This is a genomic window from Micromonospora sp. NPDC049139 (assembly GCF_055586845.1).
In genome coordinates this window covers 14,862-36,170 of the sequence record NZ_JBVJHK010000007.1, presented here as the reverse complement: position 1 = coordinate 36,170, position 21,309 = coordinate 14,862, and the positions used below count along the sequence as shown (strand labels likewise).

Annotated in this window: 20 protein-coding genes and 1 tRNA gene; 13 read left to right on the top strand and 8 right to left on the bottom strand. The window is 72.6% G+C overall.

Annotation, left to right across the window (positions count from 1 at the left end; translation table 11 throughout):
• Positions 1–582: 582 nt before the first annotated feature.
• The 3 genes from ACZ6Q9_RS15125 to ACZ6Q9_RS15115 all read left to right on the top strand — a co-directional run bounded on the left by ACZ6Q9_RS15125 (position 583) and on the right by ACZ6Q9_RS15115 (position 2,256).
• On the top strand, positions 583–1,464 hold the full coding sequence (locus ACZ6Q9_RS15125) for a helix-turn-helix domain-containing protein (protein ID WP_350702337.1): 882 nt from the start codon (positions 583–585) through the stop codon (positions 1,462–1,464).
• Positions 1,434–1,655, top strand: a complete 222-nt coding sequence (locus ACZ6Q9_RS15120; protein ID WP_350683267.1) for a DUF397 domain-containing protein — start codon at positions 1,434–1,436, stop codon at positions 1,653–1,655. The genes ACZ6Q9_RS15125 and ACZ6Q9_RS15120 overlap by 31 nt, the downstream gene beginning before the upstream one ends.
• Positions 1,656–1,851: 196 nt before the next feature.
• The gene (locus tag ACZ6Q9_RS15115; RefSeq protein WP_393259633.1) at positions 1,852–2,256 is read left to right on the top strand and encodes a hypothetical protein; all 405 of its coding nucleotides are present in this window, start codon (positions 1,852–1,854) and stop codon (positions 2,254–2,256) included.
• Here ACZ6Q9_RS15115 and ACZ6Q9_RS15110 read toward each other — a convergent pair.
• Positions 2,224–2,823: a hypothetical protein gene (locus ACZ6Q9_RS15110; protein ID WP_393259635.1), complete on the bottom strand. Its 600-nt coding sequence runs from the start codon at positions 2,821–2,823 to the stop codon at positions 2,224–2,226. The two genes, ACZ6Q9_RS15115 and ACZ6Q9_RS15110, sit on opposite strands and share 33 nt — an antisense overlap.
• A 214-nt stretch (positions 2,824–3,037) precedes the next feature.
• Between ACZ6Q9_RS15110 and ACZ6Q9_RS15105 the strand changes: the two genes are divergently transcribed.
• Positions 3,038–4,897: a S8 family peptidase gene (locus tag ACZ6Q9_RS15105; protein WP_396829193.1), complete on the top strand. Its 1,860-nt coding sequence runs from the start codon at positions 3,038–3,040 to the stop codon at positions 4,895–4,897.
• Positions 4,898–4,975: 78 nt separating this feature from the next.
• Here ACZ6Q9_RS15105 and ACZ6Q9_RS15100 read toward each other — a convergent pair whose 3' ends face one another.
• The 3 genes from ACZ6Q9_RS15100 to ACZ6Q9_RS15090 form a co-directional block, all read right to left on the bottom strand.
• On the bottom strand, positions 4,976–5,782 hold the full coding sequence (locus ACZ6Q9_RS15100) for a WecB/TagA/CpsF family glycosyltransferase (protein WP_393259638.1): 807 nt from the start codon (positions 5,780–5,782) through the stop codon (positions 4,976–4,978).
• Complete coding sequence (locus tag ACZ6Q9_RS15095; RefSeq protein WP_350702325.1) at positions 5,779–6,852, bottom strand: NAD-dependent epimerase/dehydratase family protein; 1,074 nt, start codon at positions 6,850–6,852, stop codon at positions 5,779–5,781. The genes ACZ6Q9_RS15100 and ACZ6Q9_RS15095 overlap by 4 nt, the downstream gene beginning before the upstream one ends.
• A 107-nt stretch (positions 6,853–6,959) precedes the next feature.
• Positions 6,960–7,045: transfer RNA gene (locus ACZ6Q9_RS15090), tRNA-Leu, on the bottom strand.
• 226 nt (positions 7,046–7,271) lie between these two features.
• Here ACZ6Q9_RS15090 and ACZ6Q9_RS15085 point away from each other — a divergent pair.
• The 8 genes from ACZ6Q9_RS15085 to ACZ6Q9_RS15050 all read left to right on the top strand — a co-directional run bounded on the left by ACZ6Q9_RS15085 (position 7,272) and on the right by ACZ6Q9_RS15050 (position 17,037).
• The gene (locus ACZ6Q9_RS15085) at positions 7,272–8,060 is read left to right on the top strand and encodes an FhaA domain-containing protein (RefSeq protein WP_091100240.1); all 789 of its coding nucleotides are present in this window, start codon (positions 7,272–7,274) and stop codon (positions 8,058–8,060) included.
• Positions 8,061–8,066: 6 nt separating this feature from the next.
• The gene (locus tag ACZ6Q9_RS15080; protein ID WP_111134465.1) at positions 8,067–8,552 is read left to right on the top strand and encodes an FHA domain-containing protein FhaB/FipA; all 486 of its coding nucleotides are present in this window, start codon (positions 8,067–8,069) and stop codon (positions 8,550–8,552) included.
• Positions 8,549–9,973, top strand: a complete 1,425-nt coding sequence (locus tag ACZ6Q9_RS15075; RefSeq protein ID WP_393259642.1) for a PP2C family protein-serine/threonine phosphatase — start codon at positions 8,549–8,551, stop codon at positions 9,971–9,973. Before ACZ6Q9_RS15080 ends, ACZ6Q9_RS15075 begins: the two co-directional genes overlap by 4 nt.
• Positions 9,974–10,057: 84 nt before the next feature.
• On the top strand, positions 10,058–11,494 hold the full coding sequence (locus tag ACZ6Q9_RS15070) for an FtsW/RodA/SpoVE family cell cycle protein (protein ID WP_393260650.1): 1,437 nt from the start codon (positions 10,058–10,060) through the stop codon (positions 11,492–11,494).
• Positions 11,491–12,996: a peptidoglycan D,D-transpeptidase FtsI family protein gene (locus ACZ6Q9_RS15065; protein ID WP_393259644.1), complete on the top strand. Its 1,506-nt coding sequence runs from the start codon at positions 11,491–11,493 to the stop codon at positions 12,994–12,996. The genes ACZ6Q9_RS15070 and ACZ6Q9_RS15065 overlap by 4 nt, the downstream gene beginning before the upstream one ends.
• Before the next feature lies 1 nt (position 12,997).
• Entirely contained in the window at positions 12,998–14,401 is a 1,404-nt protein-coding gene (locus tag ACZ6Q9_RS15060; RefSeq protein WP_393457510.1) for a protein kinase domain-containing protein, read from the top strand.
• Positions 14,398–16,191 (top strand): Stk1 family PASTA domain-containing Ser/Thr kinase, encoded by a 1,794-nt coding sequence (gene pknB / locus ACZ6Q9_RS15055; protein ID WP_393457507.1) that lies wholly within the window; start codon positions 14,398–14,400, stop codon positions 16,189–16,191. The genes ACZ6Q9_RS15060 and pknB overlap by 4 nt, the downstream gene beginning before the upstream one ends.
• A gap of 150 nt (positions 16,192–16,341) precedes the next feature.
• Positions 16,342–17,037 (top strand): SanA/YdcF family protein, encoded by a 696-nt coding sequence (locus ACZ6Q9_RS15050; protein WP_393457504.1) that lies wholly within the window; start codon positions 16,342–16,344, stop codon positions 17,035–17,037.
• 58 nt (positions 17,038–17,095) lie between these two features.
• On the opposite strand, the gene ACZ6Q9_RS15045 is transcribed toward ACZ6Q9_RS15050, so the two are convergent.
• The 4 genes from ACZ6Q9_RS15045 to ACZ6Q9_RS15030 are packed head-to-tail and all read right to left on the bottom strand — an operon-like array spanning position 17,096 to position 20,696.
• Positions 17,096–17,746, bottom strand: coding sequence for an aminodeoxychorismate/anthranilate synthase component II (locus ACZ6Q9_RS15045; RefSeq protein WP_393457501.1), 651 nt, complete (start codon positions 17,744–17,746; stop codon positions 17,096–17,098).
• Positions 17,747–17,754: 8 nt separating this feature from the next.
• A complete protein-coding gene (locus ACZ6Q9_RS15040) occupies positions 17,755–18,036 on the bottom strand; it encodes a hypothetical protein (protein ID WP_350702311.1) in 282 nt (93 codons plus the stop codon).
• Positions 18,037–18,039: 3 nt separating this feature from the next.
• Positions 18,040–19,893, bottom strand: a complete 1,854-nt coding sequence (locus ACZ6Q9_RS15035; RefSeq protein WP_396829192.1) for a class E sortase — start codon at positions 19,891–19,893, stop codon at positions 18,040–18,042.
• Positions 19,890–20,696, bottom strand: coding sequence for a DUF881 domain-containing protein (locus tag ACZ6Q9_RS15030; protein ID WP_393457495.1), 807 nt, complete (start codon positions 20,694–20,696; stop codon positions 19,890–19,892). Before ACZ6Q9_RS15030 ends, ACZ6Q9_RS15035 begins: the two co-directional genes overlap by 4 nt.
• Before the next feature lie 228 nt (positions 20,697–20,924).
• Here ACZ6Q9_RS15030 and ACZ6Q9_RS15025 point away from each other — a divergent pair, with 228 nt between their 5' ends.
• Positions 20,925–21,188, top strand: coding sequence for a cell division protein CrgA (locus ACZ6Q9_RS15025; protein ID WP_350702307.1), 264 nt, complete (start codon positions 20,925–20,927; stop codon positions 21,186–21,188).
• Positions 21,189–21,309: the final 121 nt, after the last annotated feature.

Genomic DNA, 21,309 nt, shown 5'->3' with positions numbered 1-21,309 from the left:
GGGGGACGTCTCGGTGGCCGGCCACGGGGGTCGTGCCCTCGTGGACCGGTGGTGCGGGCGGTGGTGGTCGGGCCGTACCCGCTGGTGGCGAACCGCCACCCGACCATCACCCGGCTGCACCGGGTACCGCTCCCGCCGCCACAGCCAACTGGCGTGCAGCGGCGGGGTCATCAACCCGGGGCAGGTCTGGTTGTCGAAGGCCGGGCGGCCCCACCGGCGCGCGTCCCGGAGCCCGTGGGTTCACCACGGCGGGGGAGCGGACGGAGACGGTGAGTAACCCGTGCCATACGCACAGAGTGCATCAGCGACGTGCTTCATGCAAGTTGCACGTCGACTTTTGCCGATACGCGAGCGGCGCGCGCAAGCGGCGCTTGTAGCCGTTCACGTATCGGCGGCACACTGGGGTCCGGTTTCGCCCGTCGCGGCCGGCCGATGACCGGCACCACCCCCTCGCCGCGAACGACGCCCGCCGTTCGACGGTCGCGCCCCCGGCGGGCGACGGCAGCGGCGCGCGCGACGCGGAGGTGGGCCGGTGAGGGCCGACAGCCGGTGGTCCCGACCAGCGGACGGGGTGGTGAGGGCGTGAGCGAGCGGCGCAGCCCGACCATCCGGCGCCGCCGCCTCGGCGCGGAACTGCGGCGGCAGCGGGAGGCGGCCGGGATCACCATCGAGGTCGTCGCCGAGCAGCTGGAGTGCTCGGCGTCGAAGATCTCGCGGATCGAGACCGGTCACACCACGGCGACGCCGCGCGACGTGCGGGACATGCTCCGGATCTACGGGGTGGTGGGCGCCGAGAGCGACGAGTTGGTGCAGATCGCCCGGGAGGCGCGGCAGAAGGGCTGGTGGCACCCGTACAGCACGGTGCTGGTCGGCGCGTACGTCGGCCTGGAGGCCGCGGCCAGCTCGATCCGCGCGTACGAGCAGCAGGTGGTGCCCGGCCTGCTGGAGACCGAGGCGTACGCGAGCGCGATGATCCGCGCCGCGCGGCCGGACTTCACCCCTGACCAGGTCGCACAACGTGTCCGTGTCCGGCTCGGCCGTCAGTCGTTGCTGACACAGGATGATCCGGTCGATCTGTGGGTGGTGCTCGATGAGGCGGTGGTGAGCCGTCCGGTGGGTGGGGACGCGGTCATGCGTGACCAGCTCAACCGGCTGGTCGAGGTGGCGGAACTGCCGAACGTGACGCTGCAGATCCTGCCGTTCGAGGTGGGGGCGCACGCCGGCATGGACGGGACCTTCACGATCCTCAGCTTCCCCGAGCCCGGTGATCCGGATGTCGTGTACGCGGAGAACGCCACGGGTGGGCTCTTCCTGGAGAAGAGCGACGAACTGCAGAAGTACAGCTTCATCTTCGATCACGTCCGAGCGGCGGCCATTCGTCCGGAGGAGTCCATCGCACACATCGCGAAACTGGCAGAGGAGCCGTTGTGGAAATGGCGACCAAGGGGTTCCCCGTGGACCTGACGCAGGCAGCGTGGTTCAAGAGCTCGAAGAGCGGGCCGAACTGTGACAACTGCGTGGAGGTGGCTTACGTGACGGGGGCGGTCGGCGTGCGGGACTCGAAGGACAAGACGGGTCCGGCCCTGGTCTTCGCCCCGGGCGACTGGCACGCCTTCGTCGCCGGCGCCAAGGGCGGCGGCTTCGGCCGGGACTGACGCGACCGGGAGGTGAGGCGGTGTCCCCGTCCGGCGGGCAGCCGGGCGGGGGCATCGCCGTGCCCGCGTCCGGTCCGGCCGCGAAGAAGCCCGGCCGTCCCGTCGCCACATCGGGCCCGTGTCGTTGTACCCCTCGATACGGCGCTGGTCGACAACCCGCCGCACGAATCGCAACCGAACGAGGCAGGCGAGACGGATGACGACGATCGGGTCAGACAACCTCACCAACGGGCCGGGCAAGCCGGAGCGCTTCGGGGGCAAGTACCGCGGGGCGCGCCGGGACACCGTCCTGACCGAGGTGGTGTCGACCGACACGGAGGTCGGTGGCCGGGAGGCCACGACGGCCGCATCGGAGCAGGCGGGGCCGCTTTCCCTGCCGTCGCTGGATCCGAACCCGTTGACCGAGCCGTCGTTCCCGCCGGGCGGCTGGTCGATGGAGCCGGCCGAGTCGCTGGCCGACCACCCGCTGCTCCGCGGGTTGCTGATGGAGTTGCCGCCGAAGGGCAGCGTCCCGCCGCCCGGGTGGCTCGACCGCTGGTTCGAGGCGACCCGGGCGATCCTGGAGCTGCTATACGTGCAGGGCCCCGGCCGCTCGCGGTGACGCCGGCCGGGGCGGCGCGGCCCGCTCGGCGAGGCGGCTGTGCCGCAGCGCGTGGCGTACGCCGATGGCGGCGACCGCCAGCACCCCGACGGTGATCGCCGGCCCGGTCGCCCCGGGCCCGAACAGCGGTTCCGGGGCGCTCGCCGCCGCCACCGCGGGCAGGATCGCCAGGCCCGTGACCTGCAACGGAAGCCCGACCAGCGGGTGCGCCGCAGCGGCCCGGAGGCCGTGCGGGGCCGGGGTCCCGGGTGCCGCGGCGAACGCCCCCGCGCCCGCCCGCAGCCGGCGTACCCGGCGCACGGTGCAGGCCGCGACGACGAGCGCGGGCGCGGCGGCGAGGGTGAGGCCGGCGGCGGCCCGGTCCGCCGGGGTCGCGCCGGCGCCGGAGAGCCCGGCAACCAGCACGGCGGCCGTCAGGCCCAGGCCGGTCAGGGTCAGGGCGAGCACCCATCCGGTACGCCGGCGCAGGGCGCGGGCGCTGTCCAGCCGGGGCATCCCGTCCGCCAGCCAGCCGGCGGCGAGCCAGACGGCGGCCAGCGGCGCCAGTACGGTGAGGTGACTCTCCATGACGGAGAGCATTGCCCGTTCCCGACGCGCGCGAATCCGGGGCCGGCCCCCGTTCCTCCCGTAACGGCGTCCCGTAGGGGGCATCCTCCCGGTGTTATAGGGAAGTCGACATGTTTGTATCCCGATGACACCGCTCTACCCTCAGCTCGATCGGCACTCATCGATTATCGCCACGGACGTCGATGATCGGGTGCCGGTCGGAGGGAGGTAGAAGATGGGTCTTCCACGCAGGTCCCTACTCGTCGGGGTGGCCACCATGGCCATGGTGGCCACCGCCACGCCCGCCATGGCCGCCGAGCCCGTCGGCACGATCCGGGCCGCGGGCGGCGCCACCGCCGTGGCCGACAGCTACATCGTCGTCTTCAAGGACACCGCGGTCGCCCCCGCCACCGTCGGTGACACCGCGCAACGGCTGGTCGGCCGGCACGGCGGCACGGTGGCCCGCACCTACGGCGCCGCGCTGCGCGGCTTCGAGGTCCGGGTCGGCGCCGGGGCCGCCGCCCGGATCGCCGCAGACCCCGCCGTGGCGTACGTCGAGCAGAACCACACCGTGTCGATCGCCGGCACCCAGACCAACCCGCCGTCCTGGGGCCTGGACCGGATCGACCAGCGGGCACTGCCGCTGGACAGCTCCTACACGTACCCGAACACGGCGAGCAACGTGCACGCCTACATCATCGACACCGGCATCCGGTTCAGCCACAGCGACTTCGGCGGCCGGGCCACCTCCGGCTACGACGCCGTCGACGGGGGCTCGGCCGACGACTGCAACGGCCACGGCACGCACGTCGCCGGCACCGTCGGCGGCTCGGCGTACGGTGTGGCGAAGGGCGTCCAACTGGTCGGCGTCCGGGTGCTCAACTGCCAGGGCAGCGGCACGAACGCCGGCGTCATCGCCGGTGTCGACTGGGTGACCCAGAACGCGGTCAAGCCGGCCGTGGCCAACATGAGCCTCGGCGGCGGCGCGAACAGCACGCTCGACACCGCCGTGCGGAACTCCATCAACTCGGGCGTGAGCTACGGCCTGGCGGCCGGCAACGACTCGGGCGGGAACGCCTGCAACACCTCGCCCGCCCGGACCGCCGAGGGCATCACCGTCGGCTCGACGACCAACACGGACGCCCGGTCCTCGTTCTCCAACATCGGCACCTGCCTGGACATCTTCGCGCCCGGCTCGTCGATCACCTCGGCGTGGTACACCAGCGACTCCGCCACCAACACGATCAGCGGCACCTCGATGGCGACGCCGCACGTGGTCGGCGCGGCGGCCCTGGTGGCCAGCGCCAACCCGTCCTGGACGCCGCAGCAGGTCCGCGACTACCTGGTGAACAACGCCACCAACAACGTGGTGGGCAACCCGGGCACCGGCTCGCCGAACAAGCTGCTCTACGTCGTCAACGACGACACCCCGCCGACCAACGACTTCTCCGTCTCGGTCTCGCCGACCTCCGGCTCGACCGCGCCGGGCGGCTCGGTGACCGCCACGGTGGCCACCGCCACCACCAACGGCTCGGCCCAGTCGGTGAGCCTCTCCGCGAGCGGGCTGCCGTCCGGGGCGACCGCCTCGTTCAGCCCGGCCACCGTCACCTCGGGCGGTTCCTCGACGCTCACCATCAGCACCTCGGCGAGCACGGCGCCCGGCACCTACACCGTCACGGTGACGGGCACGGCGGCCTCCGGCAGCAGGAGCGCCACCTACTCGCTGACCGTGACCGGCACCGGCGGCGGCTGCTCCGGCACCAACGGCACCGACGTCGCGATCCCGGACACCGGTGTCACGGTGAGCAGCTCGATCCCGATCTCCGGGTGCGCCCGCAACGCCTCGTCGACCTCGACCGTCGCGGTGAACATCGTGCACACCTACCGCGGTGACCTCGTCGTCGACCTGGTTGCCCCGGACGGCTCGTCCTACCGGCTGAAGAACAGCAACATCTGGGACGGCGCGGACAACATCAACACCACCTACACGGTGAACCTGTCGAGCGAGGCGGCGAACGGCACCTGGCAGCTGCGGGTGCGGGACGTCTACGCCGGCGACAGCGGCTACATCAACACCTGGACCCTGACCCTCTAGGCGCAGTGCAAGGAAGGGCCCCTTCCTATCGCCTGGTGCATAGGAAGGGGCCCTTCCTAACGTCTGCCGGTTCTCCGGTCAGACGGCGAAGGTGGACGGCCGGTCGGCGGCCGGGGGCGGCGGGACCGCCTTCCACAGGCCGGTCTTCTGCCCGGCGAGCCGGGCCAGGTAGGCCGGGTTGAGGATCACGTACCGGCGCCACAGCCGCTTCGGCTCCAGGCCGAGGCGCCAGAACCACTCCAGGCCGGCCCGCTGCATCCACGGCGGTGGCTGGCGCAGCAGCCCGGCGTGGTAGTCGAAGGCCGCCCCGACCGCCATCAGCGGCATGTCCAGCAGCGGCCGCATGGCGTACGCGAAGACCTCCTGGCGCGGGCAGCCCAGCCCGACCAGGACGAGCCGGGCCCCGCTGGCCTTGATCCGGTCGGCGATCTCGACGTCCTCACCCGGCTGCACCGCCCGGAACTTGGACGGCTCCACGCCGGCGATCTTGAGTGCCGGGAACATCCGCTCGAGCGCCGGGATCAGCTTCGCCAGGGTCTCCTCCGTCGAGCCGTAGAGGTAGACCGGCAGGCCCTCGTCGGCGAACCGGGACAGCACGTGCAGGGTCAGCGTGGGCCCGTAGACCCGGTCGGTGAGCCCGGCGCCGTGCAGGAGGTTGAGCGCCCAGCGCACCGGCTGGCCGTCGGGGGTGACCACGTCGAAGGAGTTCAGCCGGGCGTTGTGCGCCGGATCCAGCACCCCGGTCATCACCCCGTGCACGGCCAGCGCCGTCAGTGCCAGCGGGCGGCGCTCCTGCGCGGCCGCCACCACCTGCTCGGTCGCCGCGGCGTAGTCGGTGGCGTCGACCAGGACGCCGAGGACGTTCCGTTTGCCCCTGGCGGTCATGCTGCCGGCACCCACTTGTCCACGTTGGCCTCGTAGATCTCGCGCATGATCATGGGAACGTCGTAGACCTGCTTCCATTCCGGGTAGTCGGCCTGGAATGCCTCGTTCGAGCCGATCCACCACTTGTGGTCGCCGATCCGGTTGGCCTCGACGTACTCGGTGACCATCTCCTGGCCGGTGATCTGCTCGGCCAGCGCGAACGCCTCACGGTTGGAGGTGTTGGAGTGCCGGCCGCCGCCGAGGTTGTAGACCGCTGCGGAACGCGGGTTGCGGAAGAACGCCTCGAACGCGGAGACCACGTCCGAGCTGTGGATCGCGTCCCGCACCTGCTTGCCCTGGTAGCCGAAGATCTTGTACGTCCGGCGCTCCATGTTGGCGCGCATCACGTACCCGAGGAAGCCGTGCAGCTCGGTGGCCGAGTGCGCCGGCCCGGTCAGCGTGCCGCCCCGGAAGCAGGCCGTCCGCATGTCGAAGTAGCGGCCGTACTCCTGCACCATGACGTCGGCCGCGACCTTCGAGGCGCCGAAGATCGAGTGCAGGCAGCCGTCGATGGACATGTCCTCGCGGATGCCCTGCTCGTACGGGTGGCCCGGCTCGATCTCCCACCGGGTCTCCAGCTCGACCAGGGGCAGGCTGTTCGGCCGGTCGCCGTAGACCTTGTTGGTGGAGCAGTGGATCACCGGCGCCTCGATGCAGTGCTCGCGCACGTTCTGCAGGACGTTGAGCGTGCCGGCGGCGTTGACGTCGAAGTCGGTGAACGGGTCGCGCACGGCCCAGTCGTGCGACGGCTGGGCGGCGGTGTGGATCACCACGGCGACGGCGCCCGCGTACCGCTTGAAGAGCTTGCCCAGCGCGGCCCGGTCCCGGATGTCGATGCTGTGGTGCGAGTACGCGCTCCCCAGTTCGTCGGTCAGGCGCCGCACGTTCCAGGCGGTCGAAGCCTCCTCGCCGAAGAACTCCTGCCGCATGTCGTTGTCGATGCCGACGACGTCGAGACCGAGGCCGGCGAAGTGCCGGACCGCCTCGGAGCCGATCAGCCCGCCCGACCCGGTCACGAATGCGACACTCACACGCCACTCCTGGTCCTCGGAGGCAGAATCCATCGGAGCATAGCGTGACGTACGGCACGCCCCGATACGCCGCGAGGGCCCCGCATCGCTGCGGAGCCCTCGCGTATTGGTGGGGAAGGGGGGAGTTGAACCCCCACGCCCTTTCGGGCACACGGACCTGAACCGTGCGCGTCTGCCATTCCGCCACTTCCCCGTGGCCTGACCTCGAACACTGTAGTCTGTGCCGGTCCTGCTGTCTCCAGCGGGCCCTGGACATCCTACGTTGTCCGTGATCATTGCGTCGATCGGTTACCGTCCGTCGAGGCGGTACCGTTCTCGGCGGACGAAAGACTAGCACGACGACAACGGCCCCATCGAACGGGCCGCCGCCAGCCGGCCGAGCGGCGTGTGAGCTGCGGGCGCTCCGGCCGGATACCATCATGTCCTCGGGACCCGAGGAGGAGCCGGTGAGCGTGCTGCAACGCTTCGAGAAGCGTCTGGAAGGCCTGGTCGAGGGAGCCTTCGCCAAGGTCTTCAAAGGGGTGGTCCACCCCGTGGAGATCCTCAACGCCATGCAGCGGGAGGCCGAGGCGCACAAGGCGATCCTGGCCGGTGGGCGCACGTTGGTGCCCAACCGCTACGTGATCGATCTCTCGCCCTACGACCACAGTCGGCTGGCGCCGTACGCTGCCGCGCTGGCCCAGGAGCTGGCCCAGTCGCAGGCGGAGTTCATCGGCGAGCAGGCCTGGACGGTCTACGGCGACGTGATCGTCGAGATCGAACGCGGCGAGGGGCTGGACACGGGCATGTTCCGGGTCACCGCCGAGGTCTACACCGGCGGTGAGGTCGCCCCGGTCTCCGCGCCCGGCTACGACGCCGGCCCGCCCGCCTACCCGGCGTACGACCAGGGCGGCGGCTACGGCCCCCCGCCCGGCCACGGCGGCAGCCGCAACGTGCGGCTGGTCTCCGGCGACGGGCGCACCTATCCCCTCCAGATGGGCTCGACCGTGATCGGCCGCGGCGACCAGGCCAACCTGCGCCTGCCCGACGTCGGCATCTCGCGGCGACACGCCCGGCTGGACTTCGACGGCGGCCAGGTCGTGCTGACCGACCTGGGGTCGACCAACGGCACGATGGTCAACGGCCAGCGGGTCTCCGCCGTCGCGCTCAACCCCGGCGACATGATCCAGCTCGGCACCACGACGCTGACCTTCCGCGTGGACGGCTGATCCGCCTTGCCGGAACTCGTCATCACCGTCGCCCGGTTCGGGTTCCTCATCCTGCTGTGGATCTTCGTGTTCACCGTGGTCGGCGTGATCCGCCGGGACCTGTTCGCGGGGGCCCGGTCGGGCCGGCTGGTGGCCGCCCCGCGGGCGGTCGGGGCCTCGCTCGGGCAGGCGGCGAAACCGGCGAAGGCGAAGCGGGGCAGGGCGGCGCACCAGCTCGTGGTCACCGCCGGTCAACTGGCGGGGACGCGGATCACCCTCGGCGAAGCGCAGATCACCATCGGTCGGGCCGAGGACTCCACCCTCGTCATCACCGACGACTACGCCTCGGCACGGCACGCCCGGCTGGTGCCGCGCGACGGGCAGTGGTTCGTCGAGGACCTCGGCTCGACTAACGGCACCTACCTGGATCGCGCTAAGGTCACCGGACCAACCCCCGTCCCCCTCGGCGTGCCGATCCGGATCGGCCGCACTTCTCTCGAATTACGGCCATGACTCTGACCCTGCGCTATGCGGCCCACAGCGACCGCGGTCTGATCCGAGACGGTAACCAGGATTCCGTCTACGCCGGACCGCGGCTACTCGCCGTCGCCGACGGCATGGGCGGCATGGCCGCCGGTGACGTCGCCAGCAACATCGTCATCGGTGCCATGGCGCCGCTCGACGAGGACGTCCCGGGTGACGCCCTCGTCGACGCGCTGCGTTCGGCCGTGGGCACCGCCAACCAGCAGCTCCGCGACACCGTGGACGCCAACCCCCAGCTGGAGGGGATGGGCACCACGCTCACCGCCACCCTCTTCTCCGGCAGCAAGCTGGGCATGGTCCACATCGGCGACTCGCGGGCCTACCTCCTGCGCAACGGCGAGTTCGCGCAGATCACCAAGGACGACACGTACGTCCAGATGCTCGTCGACGAGGGCCGGATCAGCGCCGAGGAGGCGAGCAGCCACCCGCAGCGGTCGCTGCTCACCAGGGCGCTGGACGGCCGCGACATCGACCCGGAATACAGCGTCCGCCAGGTGCTGCCGGGTGACCGCTACCTGATCTGCAGCGACGGCCTCTCGGGCGTGGTCAGCGCCGACACGATCGCCGACACGATGCGCGAGTACGCCGACCCCCAGCAGTGTGTGGAGCGGTTGGTGCAGCTCGCCCTGCGCGGCGGCGGGCCGGACAACATCACGGTGATCATCGCGGACGCCACCGACCAGGACATCGTCGAGGCGAGCCCGATCGTCGGCGGCGCCGCCGCCCGCGACCGGGGCATGGCGACCTCCGCCGACGTCTCCACCCCCGCCGCCCGCGCGTCGGCGCTCAACGCCCCGCGGCCCCCCGCTCCCGAGGAGCCCGCCGGCGACGACGACGAGCCGGACCGCCCGAAGCGCCGCCCGGTGCGCGCCGCCGCGGCGACGCTGGCGCTGCTGGTGCTCCTCGGCGGGGCCGTCTTCGGCGGCTGGAGCTACACCCAGCGGCAGTACTACGTCGGGGCGACGGAGGAGGGCCAGGTCGCGGTGTTCCGGGGCATCCAGGGCGAGATCGCCGGGATGGACCTCTCCACCGTGCACTCCACCAGCCCCGCCGACCTGGACGACCTGACCCTGGCCGCCCAGGAGCAGGTGAAGCAGGGCATTCCGGCCAAGAGCGAGCCGGACGCCGAGCGTCGGCTGGCCGAGCTGACCAGCGACAGCCCGACCAACCCGAACCTGAAGCCGATCTGCCCGCCCAGCCCGAGCGCGGTGGCCATCACCACTCCGACGCCGACCGCCGGTGCGGCGACGCCGACGCCGACGGCCAGCACGAGCCCGGCGGCCGGCAGCCGTTCGGCGACGCCGGCCGCGCCGACCACCACGCCCGAAGCCACGCCCTCCGACGCCGTCTCGCCGACGCTCGACCCGGCCGCCTGCCGGTCGCCGGAGTGAGCGTCGGCTCGAATCGGAGGACGATCCGTGACCGCAGCGGCCATCCCGGCACCCTCGCCCGCCACCACGGGCGAGCAGCCCGGCGTGCGCCTGGCCCGGTCCCGGCGTAACGCGGAGCTCTCGCTCCTGCTGCTGGCCATGGTGCTGGTGGCCGCGTACGGGGCGATGGTCGAGGCGAACGTGCTCGACACGGTCACCGCCGACTTCTGGCTGCCGGCCGCCGCGCTCACCGCGGTCTTCCTCGGCCTGCACCTGGTGATCCGGTTCCTGGCGCCCTTCGCCGACCCGGCCCTGCTGCCGGCCGTCGCCCTGCTCAACGGCATCGGGGTGGGCTTCCTGCGCCGGCTCGACCTGGGCAGCGCCGCCCCCGCCGAGCGGGCGGACCTGGCCGTCTTCGCTGGCAACGGTGGCCGGCAACTGGCCTGGACGCTCCTCTCGGTGATCCTCGCGGCGGGGCTGCTCGTCGTGATGCGCGACCACCGCTCGATCTCCCGCTACGCGTACACCCTGGGGCTGGCCGGCATCGTGCTGGTGATGATCCCGGCGGTGCTGCCGAGCCGGTTCTCCGAGATCAACGGCGCGAAGCTGTGGATCAAGTTCGGCGACAGCTTCTCGATCCAGCCCGGTGAGTTCGCCAAGCTGGCGCTGCTGGTCTTCTTCGCCTACTACCTCGTGCGCAAGCGCGAGGTGCTGTCGCTGGCGAGCCGCCGCTTCCTCGGCATCGACTTCCCGCGCGGGCGCGACCTCGGCCCGGTGGTCGCGGTCTGGCTGGTCAGCGTCCTGGTCCTCGTCTTCGAGAAGGACCTGGGCACCTCGCTGCTCTACTTCGGCATGTTCGTGGTGACGCTCTACATCGCCACCGAGCGGGTCAGCTGGCTGCTCATCGGCCTGGTGCTCTTCTTCGGCGGCGCCTATCTGGCGTACGTCCTCGGCGACCTCGTCGGCGGGCCGTTCGCGAACTTCTACCTGCGGGCGCAGATCTGGCTGGACCCGTTCGCCGATCCCTACGAGGACGGCTACCAACTGGTGCAGGGCCTGCTCGCGCTCGGCACCGGCGGCATGTTCGGCGCCGGGCCGGGCGGCGGTCAGCCGGGCAAACTGCCCGAGGTGCAGAACGACTTCATCTTCGCCGGCATCGGCGAGGAGATCGGGCTGTTCGGCCTCTCCGCGCTGCTCGTCGTCTATCTGCTGATCGTCGAGCGGGGGCTGCGGGCGGCGCTGGCGGTCCGCGACTCGTTCGGCAAGCTGCTGGCCGGCGGCCTGGCGTTCACCCTCGGGCTCCAGGTCTTCGTGATCGTCGGCGGGATCAGCAAGCTCATCCCGCTGACCGGCCAGACCACCCCGTTCCTCTCCGCCGGCGGCTCGTCGCTGATGGCCAACTGGCTGCTCATCGCGGTGTTGCTCCGGATCTCCGACGGGGCCCGCCGGCCGGTCGGCGGCGGGGGCGGCAAGGCGGCCCGACCGTCCGGCGGCCCGCCGGAGCAGCTGCACGGTGCCCCCACGGAGGTGATCAGGCCGTGAACGCACCCCTGCGCCGCGTGGGCGTCGTCGTGATGGTCCTCTTCGGATTGCTCTTCGCCAACCTGAACTGGATCCAGGCCTACAAGGCCGACGAATACCGCACCAGCGACTACAACGGCCGGGTCCAGGTCGCCGAGTACGAGCGCAAGCGCGGCAACATCGAGGCGGGCGGCACGGCCCTCGCCACCAGCAAGGAGACCAGCGGCGAGCTGAAGTACCAGCGCACCTACCCGGGCGGCGCCAAGTACGCGCACGTGCTCGGCTACAAGCCGGTCAACCTCGCCGACACCGGCATCGAGAAGTTCGAGAACGACTTCCTGGCCGGCACCAGCGACCAGCTCTTCATCGACCGGTTCAAGGACATGTTCACCGGCGACAAGACCGGCGGCGGCAACGTGCTGCTCACCCTCTCCAAGCGCGCCCAGGACGTCGCGTACGAGCAGTTGCGCAACAACCGCAACGACGTCCCGAGGGGCGCGGCGATCGCCATCGACCCGCGTACCGGGGCGGTGCAGGCGCTGGTCTCCATGCCCAGCTTCGACCCGAACCCGCTGACCGGTCACAACACCAACGAGGCGACGGCCGCGTACAACGCGCTGGAGCAGAACCCGAACGGCCCGTTGAAGAACCGGGCCATCGGCGAGGTGCTGCCACCGGGCTCCACCTTCAAGATCGTGGTGGCCGCCGCGGCGCTGGAGAACGGCATCGGGCAGGACACCAGGATCCCGGCCGGGTCCAGCTACACCCCGCCGACCTCGGGCACGCCGATCCGCAACGCGGCGGCGTCGATCTGCCCGGAGGACGAGGTCACCCTGATGAACGCGGTCACCGAGTCGTGCAACACGGGCTTCGCGCAGCTCGGCGTCCGGCTCGGCGCGGACAAGATCAAAGAGAAGGCCCGGCAGTTCGGCTTCGAGCAGGAGGACCTCACCGTCGGCCAGCTCGGGGAGGGCGGCCACCCGGTGGCGGCCAGCCGCACCGGCAGCATGGAGAACGCCGACGGCGGCGACGACCCCGCCGCGCTCGCCCAGTCCTCCATCGGCCAGCGCGACGTCCGGATGACCCCGCTGCAGGGCGCCCTGATCGCCGCCTCGGTCGCGAACGGCGGCAGCCAGATGCGCCCGTACCTTGTCCGCCAGCTCCTCGGCCCGGACCGCACCACCAGCTACTACACCGCCAATCCCCGGGAGCTGCGCCAGCCGGTCAGCGGCCAGGTCGCTGGCGACCTGCGGGAGATGATGGTCAGCGTCGTCGAGAACGGCACCGGCGAGAGCGCGCGGATCAGCGGCTACACCGTCGGCGGCAAGACCGGCACCGCGCAGTCCGCGCCCGACCGGCCGGACCACGGCTGGTTCATCGGCTTCGCGCTCGACAAGAACGGGAACCCGGTCTCGGCGGTCTGCGTCATGCTGGAGCAGGCCGGCCCGGGCGGCAGCGCCGAGGCGGCCCGGATCGCCGGGCAGATCATGCGCGCCGCCATCGCCGATCCCGGAGGCCGCTGACATGCTCAGCCCCGGGGTGCAGCTCGGCAACCGCTACCGCCTCGACGAGCGGATCGCCAGCGGTGGCATGGGCGACGTCTGGCGCGGCACCGACCAGGTGCTCGGCCGGACGGTCGCGGTCAAGAGCCTGCTCCCCGCGCTGCTCGACGACCCCGACTTCGCCGAGCGGTTCCGCGGCGAGGCCCGCACCATGGCGACGATCAACCACCCCGGCGTGGTCGACGTCTACGACTTCGGCAACGACCAGCAGATCGCCTTCCTGGTCATGGAGTACGTCGAGGGCGACGCGCTGTCGGCCACCCTGGCCCGGGTGGGCCGGCTCACCCCGGCCCGCACGATGGCGCTGGTCGCCCAGGCGGCCGACGCACTGCACGCGGCGCACGTGAAGGGCATCGTGCACCGGGACGTGAAGCCGGGCAATCTGCTGGTCCGGCCCAACGGCACCCTGGTGCTCACCGACTTCGGCATCGCCCGGTCGGACCTGGTCGCCCAGCTCACCGCGGCCGGCTCGGTGCTCGGCACCGCCTCGTACATCTCCCCCGAGCAGGCCACCGGCGGCGTCGCCACGTCCGCGTCCGACGTCTACGCGCTCGGCGTGGTCGCGTACCAGTGCCTGGCCGGCCGGCGGCCGTTCGAGGGCGACAATCCCCTCGAGATCGCCATGCGGCACGTCCGGGAGGCCCCCCGCCCGCTGCCCGCCGACATCCCGCCGCAGGTCCGGGCCGTGGTGGAGCGGGCCCTGGCGAAGGACCCGGCGGCCCGCTGGCCCAGCGCCGCCGCGCTGGCCGGGGTGGCCCGGCAGTTGAAGGCCCAGCTCTCCCAGCAGGCCCGCGCTGGTGGCCGGCCGATCTCCGCGGCCCCGGCGTCGCCCGCCGCCCCGCCCGGCCGCGCCCAGGTGCCGGCACCGGCGGCGCACCCGCGGGTCGCCCCGCACCGGCCGCCGACCGCCGCCCCGCAGCCGCAGCGCCCGCCCGTGGCGGCACCCCGCCCGGCCGTCGTGCCGCACCGCCCCACGACCGTCGCGCCCGCCGCGTCGGTGCCCCGCCCACCCGTGGCCCCGCCCGGCTACCCGCGCGGCGCGGCGACCGTGCCGCCGGCCCGCCCGATGGCGTACGCGGGGCAGGCCGCCCCGCTGGCACCCCAGCCCGGCGGGCGACGGTCCCGGCCCGGGATGGTGTTACTCGCCATCCTCCTGGCCGTACTGGTCCTCGTCTGCTCCGGCGTGATTTCCTACACGTTGCGGGAGAAGTCGCAGCAGTCCGGCGCGGTCACCCCGCAGACGGTGACGTTCGGCGTGCTGCGGCCCGACGGACGCGACGATCCGGCCCGGACGTCGTACCGTCGACAGGAACTGCCCCGGCCGGGCGGCGACGAGACGACGAGCGAAGGACGACAGACGCGATGACAGCGCAGGCCCGCCTGCTCGGTGGCAGGTACCAGGTCGGCGAGCTGCTCGGCTACGGCGGCATGGCCGAGGTGCACCGCGGTCGCGATCTCCGGCTCGGTCGGGACGTCGCGATCAAGATGCTCCGGACCGACCTCGCCCGGGACGCCACCTTCCAGATGCGGTTCCGCCGCGAGGCGCAGAACGCGGCGTCCCTCAACCACCCGGCGATCGTGGCCGTCTACGACACCGGCGAGGAGACCGCGCCGACCGGCGAGACGCTGCCGTTCATCGTGATGGAGTTCGTCAACGGGCGGACCCTCAAGGAGGTCCTCGGCGTCGAGGGGCGGCTCCAGCCGCGCCGGGCGCTGGAGATCTGCGCCGACATGTGCGCGGCGCTGGAGTTCAGCCACCGGCACGGCATCATCCACCGGGACATCAAGCCCGGCAACGTGATGCTCACCCAGACCGGCCAGGTCAAGGTGATGGACTTTGGCATCGCGCGGGCGCTGGCCAGCGGCGCCACCACGATGACCCAGACCAGCGCGGTGATCGGCACCGCACAGTACCTGTCGCCCGAGCAGGCGCGGGGCGAGGCGGTCGACGCCCGGTCCGACGTCTACGCCGCCGGCTGCGTGCTCTTCGAACTGGTCTGCGGGCACCCGCCGTTCGTCGGCGACAGCCCGGTCAGCGTGGCCTACCAGCACGTGCGGGAGGCCCCGCCGACGCCGAGCGACATCAACCCGGACGTCAACCCGGCCGTCGACGCGATCGTGCTCAAGGCGCTGTCGAAGAACCCGCTCAACCGCTACCAGAGCGCCGGCGAGATGCGGGCCGACCTGCTCCGCGCCGCCGCCGGCCGCCCGGTGCTGGCCACCCCCGTGCTGCCGCAGGACGAGACGACGCGGGTCGTCCCGGCCGGTGCCGGCTACCCGGCCGCGCCCGGCGCACCGCAGACCCGGCAGATCCCGGCCCGGGTCGGCGACCCCCGCCGGCGTAGGGCGTCGTCCTGGCTCATCGCGACCTTCGCCGCGGTCGGCGTGCTCGCGGTGATCGCCCTCGTCGCCGCCCTGCTGAACCAGGGCGACGACAAGGTCACCGTTCCCACCGTGACCGGCCTGACGCAGCAGGAGGCGTTCACCCGGATCCAGCAGGCCAACCTGGTGCCCAGGGAGGGCGAGCAGCACTTCGACGCCAACTGCAAGAAGGGCCAGGTGGTCAACCAGACGCCGGCCGCCAACTCGGCCCTGGAACCCAACCAGGAAGTCGTCGTACAGGTCTGCGGCGGCCCCGCCACGAAGGCCATCCCGCCCGCCCTCGTCGGCTCCACCTTCGAGAACGTGGAGGAGCGGCTGAAGAACGAGGGCTTCAAGGTCAAGAAGGAAGAGAAGGACAGCGCGCAGCCGGAGGGCATCGTCCTGGAGGTGTCGCCGACCTCGGGCACGCGGGTGGCGGAGGGAACCACGGTCACCGTCACCGTCTCCAAGGGCAACGTCGGCCGAGTGCCGAACGTGGTCGGCTCCACCGAGAAGGATGCCAAGGACGAGCTGAAGGCCGCCGGCTACGACGTCGACGTCGAGCAGGGCCGGGAGGTGCCGGCGGCCGAGGCCGGGCGCGTCCTCTCGCAGGACCCACAACCCGGGCGCAACCTCGCGAAGGGCAAGACGGTGACGATCGTGGTCAGCGTGCCGCAGGCCGAGCCGACGCCGTCCGACACGCCGAGCCCCACGCCCAGCGGCACACCCTCCGGCGGTGGCGGCGGCTTCCCGCTGTTCCCGACCACCCCACCGGCCCGGCTCTCCGAGCAGTGACCTCCGGCGGGCGACGCCCCGCCGGGATCCGTAGGCCGGGCGTTTGCCGGCCAGGTCCGTCGGCCGGGCGGATGCTCGCCCGGTTCGGGCGGTGCTGTGCACAGAGAGGACGAACGGGGTGGATGCGAGGGTTGCCGCCGGGCGTCACTCGTGAGAGGGGCGACGGGCCCGGCGGGTCGGGCGAACCGGTGGCGGCGACGCCTGACCCGCGCGGCGGTTCTCGCTCTGGCCGCGCTGCTGCTCGCCAGTCTTCCCTGGCTGTGGACCACCGTCGCCGCCCGCGGCCACGTGTACGACGAGGCCGGGGCGCCGGCCGCCGACGTCGTGATCGTCCTGGGCACCGCGGTGGCGGCGGATCGACGCCAACCGGGCGACCGGCTCACCGGCCGCCTCGAAACCGCCGCCGAGCTGGTGCACAGCGGGCGGGCGCGGGTGATCCTCGTGTCGGGCGACGGGGGTGGCACCTCCGGTGACGAGCCGGCGGTGATGACCTCCTACCTGACCGAGCGGCTGGGTGTCGATCCGCGTCGCGTCGTGGCCGACCCGTTCGGCCTGGACACGTACGACAGCTGTGCCCGGGCGCGCGACGTGTACGGGATCGAGCGGGCCCTGGTCGTGACCCAGTCCTACCACCTGTCCCGGGCGGTCACGCTGTGCCGACACCTCGGCCTCGACGCCGACGGAGTGACCGCTCGCTGTCCCGGCTGCGGGCCCGCCCTGCTCGTGGGGAAAGCGGTCCGGGACTACTTCGCCAGCGGCAAGGCGGCATGGGACGCGGTGCGACGCAGGCCGCCCGCGGTCCGCTCACCGACCGACCCGGCGGTGCAGGACGCGCTGAAGGGCTGACCACGCCTTTCGCGGGTTCCGTCGAGGGTCGGGGGCTCGGCGTGGGCAGTCCTGCCGCTCAGCCGGCGGCGAAGGCGGCGCGGCGGCGCGCGTCCACCTCGGCGGCCAGCTCCGGGGCCCGCTCCAGCGCCTCGGGGTGACCGCAGGCGGCGAGCCAGTTCGCCAACATGAGGTGCCCGCCCTCGGTGAGTACGGACTCGGGGTGGAACTGGACGCCCTCGATCGGCAGCGTCCGGTGGCGCATCGCCATCACCACCCCGGAGCCGGTCCAGCCGGTGACCTCCAGCTCCTCGGGCAGCGTCTCGGGCAGCACCGCGAGCGAGTGGTAGCGGGTGGCGGTGAACGGGTCCGGCAGACCGGCGAGCACTCCGACGCCCTGGTGGCGGACCTCGGAGGTCTTGCCGTGCAGCAGCTCGGGGGCGCGGGTCACCGTGGCGCCGAATGCCTCGCCGATCGCCTGGTGCCCCAGGCAGACGCCGAAGATCGGCAGCTCGCCCGCGTACCGGCGGATGACGTCGAGGCAGATGCCGGCCCGGTCGGGGCTGCCCGGACCGGGCGACAACAGGACGCCGGCCGCGCCGGCCCTGCCCACCTCGGCGACCTCGATCTCGTCGTTGCGCCGGACCTCGCAGTCCACGCCGAGTTGGCCAAGATACTGCACGATGTTGAACACGAACGAGTCGTAGTTGTCGATCACCAGGACACGCATCAGGGGGCTCACTCGTCCGGGGAGGGGGGCGGGGTGTTGTTCCGTTCGGTGTCGTACGGCAGGTCGTGCCCGTCGCCGGGCGTCGCCTCCCCGTCGCCGGGCACCACGCCGACGTCGCCGGGTTCGCCGGACTCCTGGGTGACCTGCACGTCGTCGAAGGGCAGGAGGGGCTCGGCCCAGGGGAAGACCACGTACCAGAGCAGGGCCACCATCGCGCTGGCGATCAGCAGGCTGCCGACGAGCTTGCCGGGCAGCCCGAAGGGAAGCTTGCGCCAGATCCAGCCGTACACCGCCTAGCCTCCCAGTTCCGCCGGGCGACCCGCCGACTTCGGCTGGGTACGCGCCAACTCGGCGTGGATGATCAGGCGCTGGTAGTTGTCGAACTTCGGGTTGCACGTGGTCAGGGTGAGCATCGACTTGGTCGGCTTCACCCCGGGCTTGCCCGGCACGGGCGCCACCACCTCGACCTGGGTGGGCCGGACGATCCGGCTCTGGCTCACCTTGTAGACGTACCAGTCGGTCTTGCTCTCCACCACGATGGCGTCGCCGTCGTTCAGCTCGTCAAGTCGCCAGAAGGTGGCGCGGTTGCGGTGCCCGGCGACGGAGAAGTTGCCCACCTGGCCCGGCAGGGCGCTGGACGGGTAGTGCCCGGGCGCGTACCGGATGTCCTTCTGGGTCACGCCCTCGACCACGACCCAGTTCTTGTCCAGCTTGGGGATGTAGAGCCCCGCCATCGGCTTGCCCTGCACCGGCGGCTTCGGCTTGGTGGGCGCGCTGGCCGACGGCGCCACGGTCGGGTCGCCGTCCGGCCCCCACGCCTGCGCCAACTGCTGGCTGAGGTCGTTCTGGTGGGCGTCGACGATCGCCGACTTGCCCCACACCTCGTAGCCGGCGAAGAGCAGCACCACCATGCCGAAGGTGATCAGCACCTCGCCGGTGATCCGGATGCCGGCGCGCAGCCGGGAGGCCAGTGACGGCCGGGTCAGCTCCGAGTAGACGCTCTTGTAGCCCTCGCCGGTCTGCTCCGGCCGGAGCTGGACGACCCGTTCACCCCGGCGTGGCCGGGGCTGCTCGGTGCCGGCGTCGGGGATGTCGGGTTCGTCCGTCTTCGGGGGGCGCGGCACGGCTCCCATCAGGGCGGTCGACTCGAACAAGGCCGCCGAGCCGGCCGGCGTACGCCCGGAGACGGCCGGGATCACGGCGGTGGCCCCGGGGTCGGCCGAGCGGTCGGGGACGGTCGGCGAAGCCGGGGTGGACGGCCCCCCGACGGCCGCGCCGCTCTTCGGGATGAAGGCGGTCGGCCCGTCGGTGGCCGGCCGGTCGCCCTGGGCGGCGGCGCGGTCCACGGGCGGACGGAGCGACCGTTCGCCGCCCTGCCCGGCCGCCCGGGTGGCGTCCGGCTGCCCGACGGGGCCGGCCGGCGGCGCCGGGTGCGGCGGGGCGGCCGGCCGGAGTTGGCCGGCGCCCGACCACGGTGGTGGGACGGGGGCACCCCGGCCGGCGGTGCCGGTGGGCGGGCCGAAGTCCACGGGACGGGCCGGCGAGCCGACGTCTGGGCGGCCGGCGGGTGGGCCGAAGTCGCCGAGACCGGGGCGGCCGTGGTCGGCAGGGCCGGGGCGGCCGTGGTCGGGGTCGGCAGGGCCGGGGCGGCCGAAGTCGGTGGGGCCGGGGCGGTCGAAGCCGGCAGGGCCGGGGCGGCCGTGGTCGGTGGGGCCGGGGCGGCCGAAGCCGGCAGGGCCGGGGCGATCGGGCCCGAGGCGGTCCGGATCGGCGGGCCGGGCCGGGTTGACGGTGGTGCGGGCCTGGTCGGCGCCGGGGGCGAACCGGCCGGGGTTCGCGGGACGACCGGGCTCCCACGCGGGGCCGCCCGGGCGCGCCTGGTCGCCGGGCTGGGCGGAATCGGCGGGGCGGGCGGGGTCGGACACGGCGCGCGCCCATTCGCCGGGTTGGCCGCCGGTCGGGCGGCCGTCGCCGACCGACGGGCCGGGACCGTGCGGGCGCGACGCCGGGGAGCGGGGCGGCAGCGCCGGCTCCGGCCAGGCTCCGGCCGGGGCGGGGCGATTGACCTTGGGCAGGAACTCCGTCGGGCCGTCACCGTGGTCGCGGTGCCGGCCGTCGGGCTCCTCCGGCCAGTCGTCGCGGGTCACCGTGGCACCGTCGCCGACCGGAGCGTTGTCGAATCCTCGAACGCCGGCACGGCGACGGTGGAGACGGACTCCTTGTAGCCGAGCTTGTAGACGTCGACCAGGTCCCTGAACAACCGGACTCCCTCGGACTCGGCGAGGGCCCGCTGAAGGGTAGCGGGATCGCCGATTGCTACGATCTTGAATGGAGGGGAGTACACCCGGCCGTGCAGCAGCAGGGTGTTACCGACGCAGCGTACCGCGCTGGTCGACAGCACGCGGACGTTCATGATGGACATGGCCTCGGCACCACCCGCCCAGAGGGCGTTCACCACGGCCTGCACGTCCCCCTGGTGGACGACCAGGTCGTCGTTGGTGGCCCCGGCGGGCAGGGTCCCGTCGTTGCGGCGGGGCGCGTCGTTGAGTTCCACCGTCACCCCGGGGCCGCTGAGCGCGGTGAATCCGGCGGCCTCCCGGCTGGCGGCCGCCCGGTCCTGCTGCTCCTTGATGGGGCCGTCCGAGCTGGCCAACGCCGTGGTGCGGTCCTCGACCTCCCCGCGCAGCGTGGCGGCGCGTTGCTCGCTGGCCGCCACCTCCGCGCGGCGGTCCTCGATGAGCTGGTTGAGCTGGGGGCGCCGGTCCTCGCGTAGGGCGGTGCCGCCGGCGGTGGTCGCCGTGGTGGTGAAGAGCAGCCCGGCCGCGGCGGCGATCAGCGGCACCCCGATCGACCAGCCCGGTCGGCGCTGCCGCGGTCGCCGTGGCAGGAGGCCGGCGACCACCCGCCGGAGCACCTTCTGCCAGGATGCCGCGCCGGATGTGTACTCCACCGAGCGTTCCTTCCCCGTCGTCTGGTTCAGCCCGCGAGGCGGCGGGCCGGGGCGGCGACCCGAACAGTCCCGCCTTTTTCGGTCACTCCGAGCACCGGCCTGACCCCATTCGTGGCTTGGACGGGTCTTCGGGACTACGCTAGCTGTCGAACATTATTGGCCATGGACCGTCGCCCCCGCGCCCGGTTGTCAGGCCGGACGAGGTCGTCACCCCCTCTGGAGAGCGTCGTGCCCAAGTCTCAGGTCCGCAAGAAGAAGGTGTACACCCCGCCGACGGACGTCCGTCCGACGGCGACGGCGGCGACGCGCAAGCCTAGCCCGGTGTGGCTGCCGATCTCGGCGGTCAGCCTCATCGTCTTCGGCATCGGCTGGCTGGTGGTCTACTACCTCTCCGAGCAGGAGTACCCGGTCATGTCGTGGGGTTACTGGAACCTCGCGGTGGGCTTCGGCGCGATGGTCGCCTCCCTGATTCTGCTCTCCCGCTGGCGCTGAGCGGCCCCGCCCGGCGACCGCTTGGCGCCGGGCCACCCGCGCCGCCCGGGGCGGCGCCGCACGTGTGTCACTCGGCGGAGACCCTGACCGGCGGTTTCGGGTCGGGCCACCTATGGTGTGC

Excerpts from the sequence above, each read along its gene's own strand:
- ACZ6Q9_RS15120 (WP_350683267.1), top strand. The coding sequence starts at position 1,434 with ATGGCGACCAAGGGGTTCCCCGTGGACCTGACGCAGGCAGCGTGGTTC.
- ACZ6Q9_RS15115 (WP_393259633.1), top strand. The coding sequence starts at position 1,852 with ATGACGACGATCGGGTCAGACAACCTCACCAACGGGCCGGGCAAGCCG.
- ACZ6Q9_RS15110 (WP_393259635.1), bottom strand. The coding sequence starts at position 2,823 with ATGGAGAGTCACCTCACCGTACTGGCGCCGCTGGCCGCCGTCTGGCTC.
- ACZ6Q9_RS15105 (WP_396829193.1), top strand. The coding sequence starts at position 3,038 with ATGGGTCTTCCACGCAGGTCCCTACTCGTCGGGGTGGCCACCATGGCC.
- ACZ6Q9_RS15100 (WP_393259638.1), bottom strand. The coding sequence starts at position 5,782 with ATGACCGCCAGGGGCAAACGGAACGTCCTCGGCGTCCTGGTCGACGCC.
- ACZ6Q9_RS15085 (WP_091100240.1), top strand. The coding sequence starts at position 7,272 with ATGTCCTCGGGACCCGAGGAGGAGCCGGTGAGCGTGCTGCAACGCTTC.
- ACZ6Q9_RS15075 (WP_393259642.1), top strand. The coding sequence starts at position 8,549 with ATGACTCTGACCCTGCGCTATGCGGCCCACAGCGACCGCGGTCTGATC.
- ACZ6Q9_RS15060 (WP_393457510.1), top strand. The coding sequence starts at position 12,998 with ATGCTCAGCCCCGGGGTGCAGCTCGGCAACCGCTACCGCCTCGACGAG.
- pknB (WP_393457507.1), top strand. The coding sequence starts at position 14,398 with ATGACAGCGCAGGCCCGCCTGCTCGGTGGCAGGTACCAGGTCGGCGAG.
- ACZ6Q9_RS15045 (WP_393457501.1), bottom strand. The coding sequence starts at position 17,746 with ATGCGTGTCCTGGTGATCGACAACTACGACTCGTTCGTGTTCAACATC.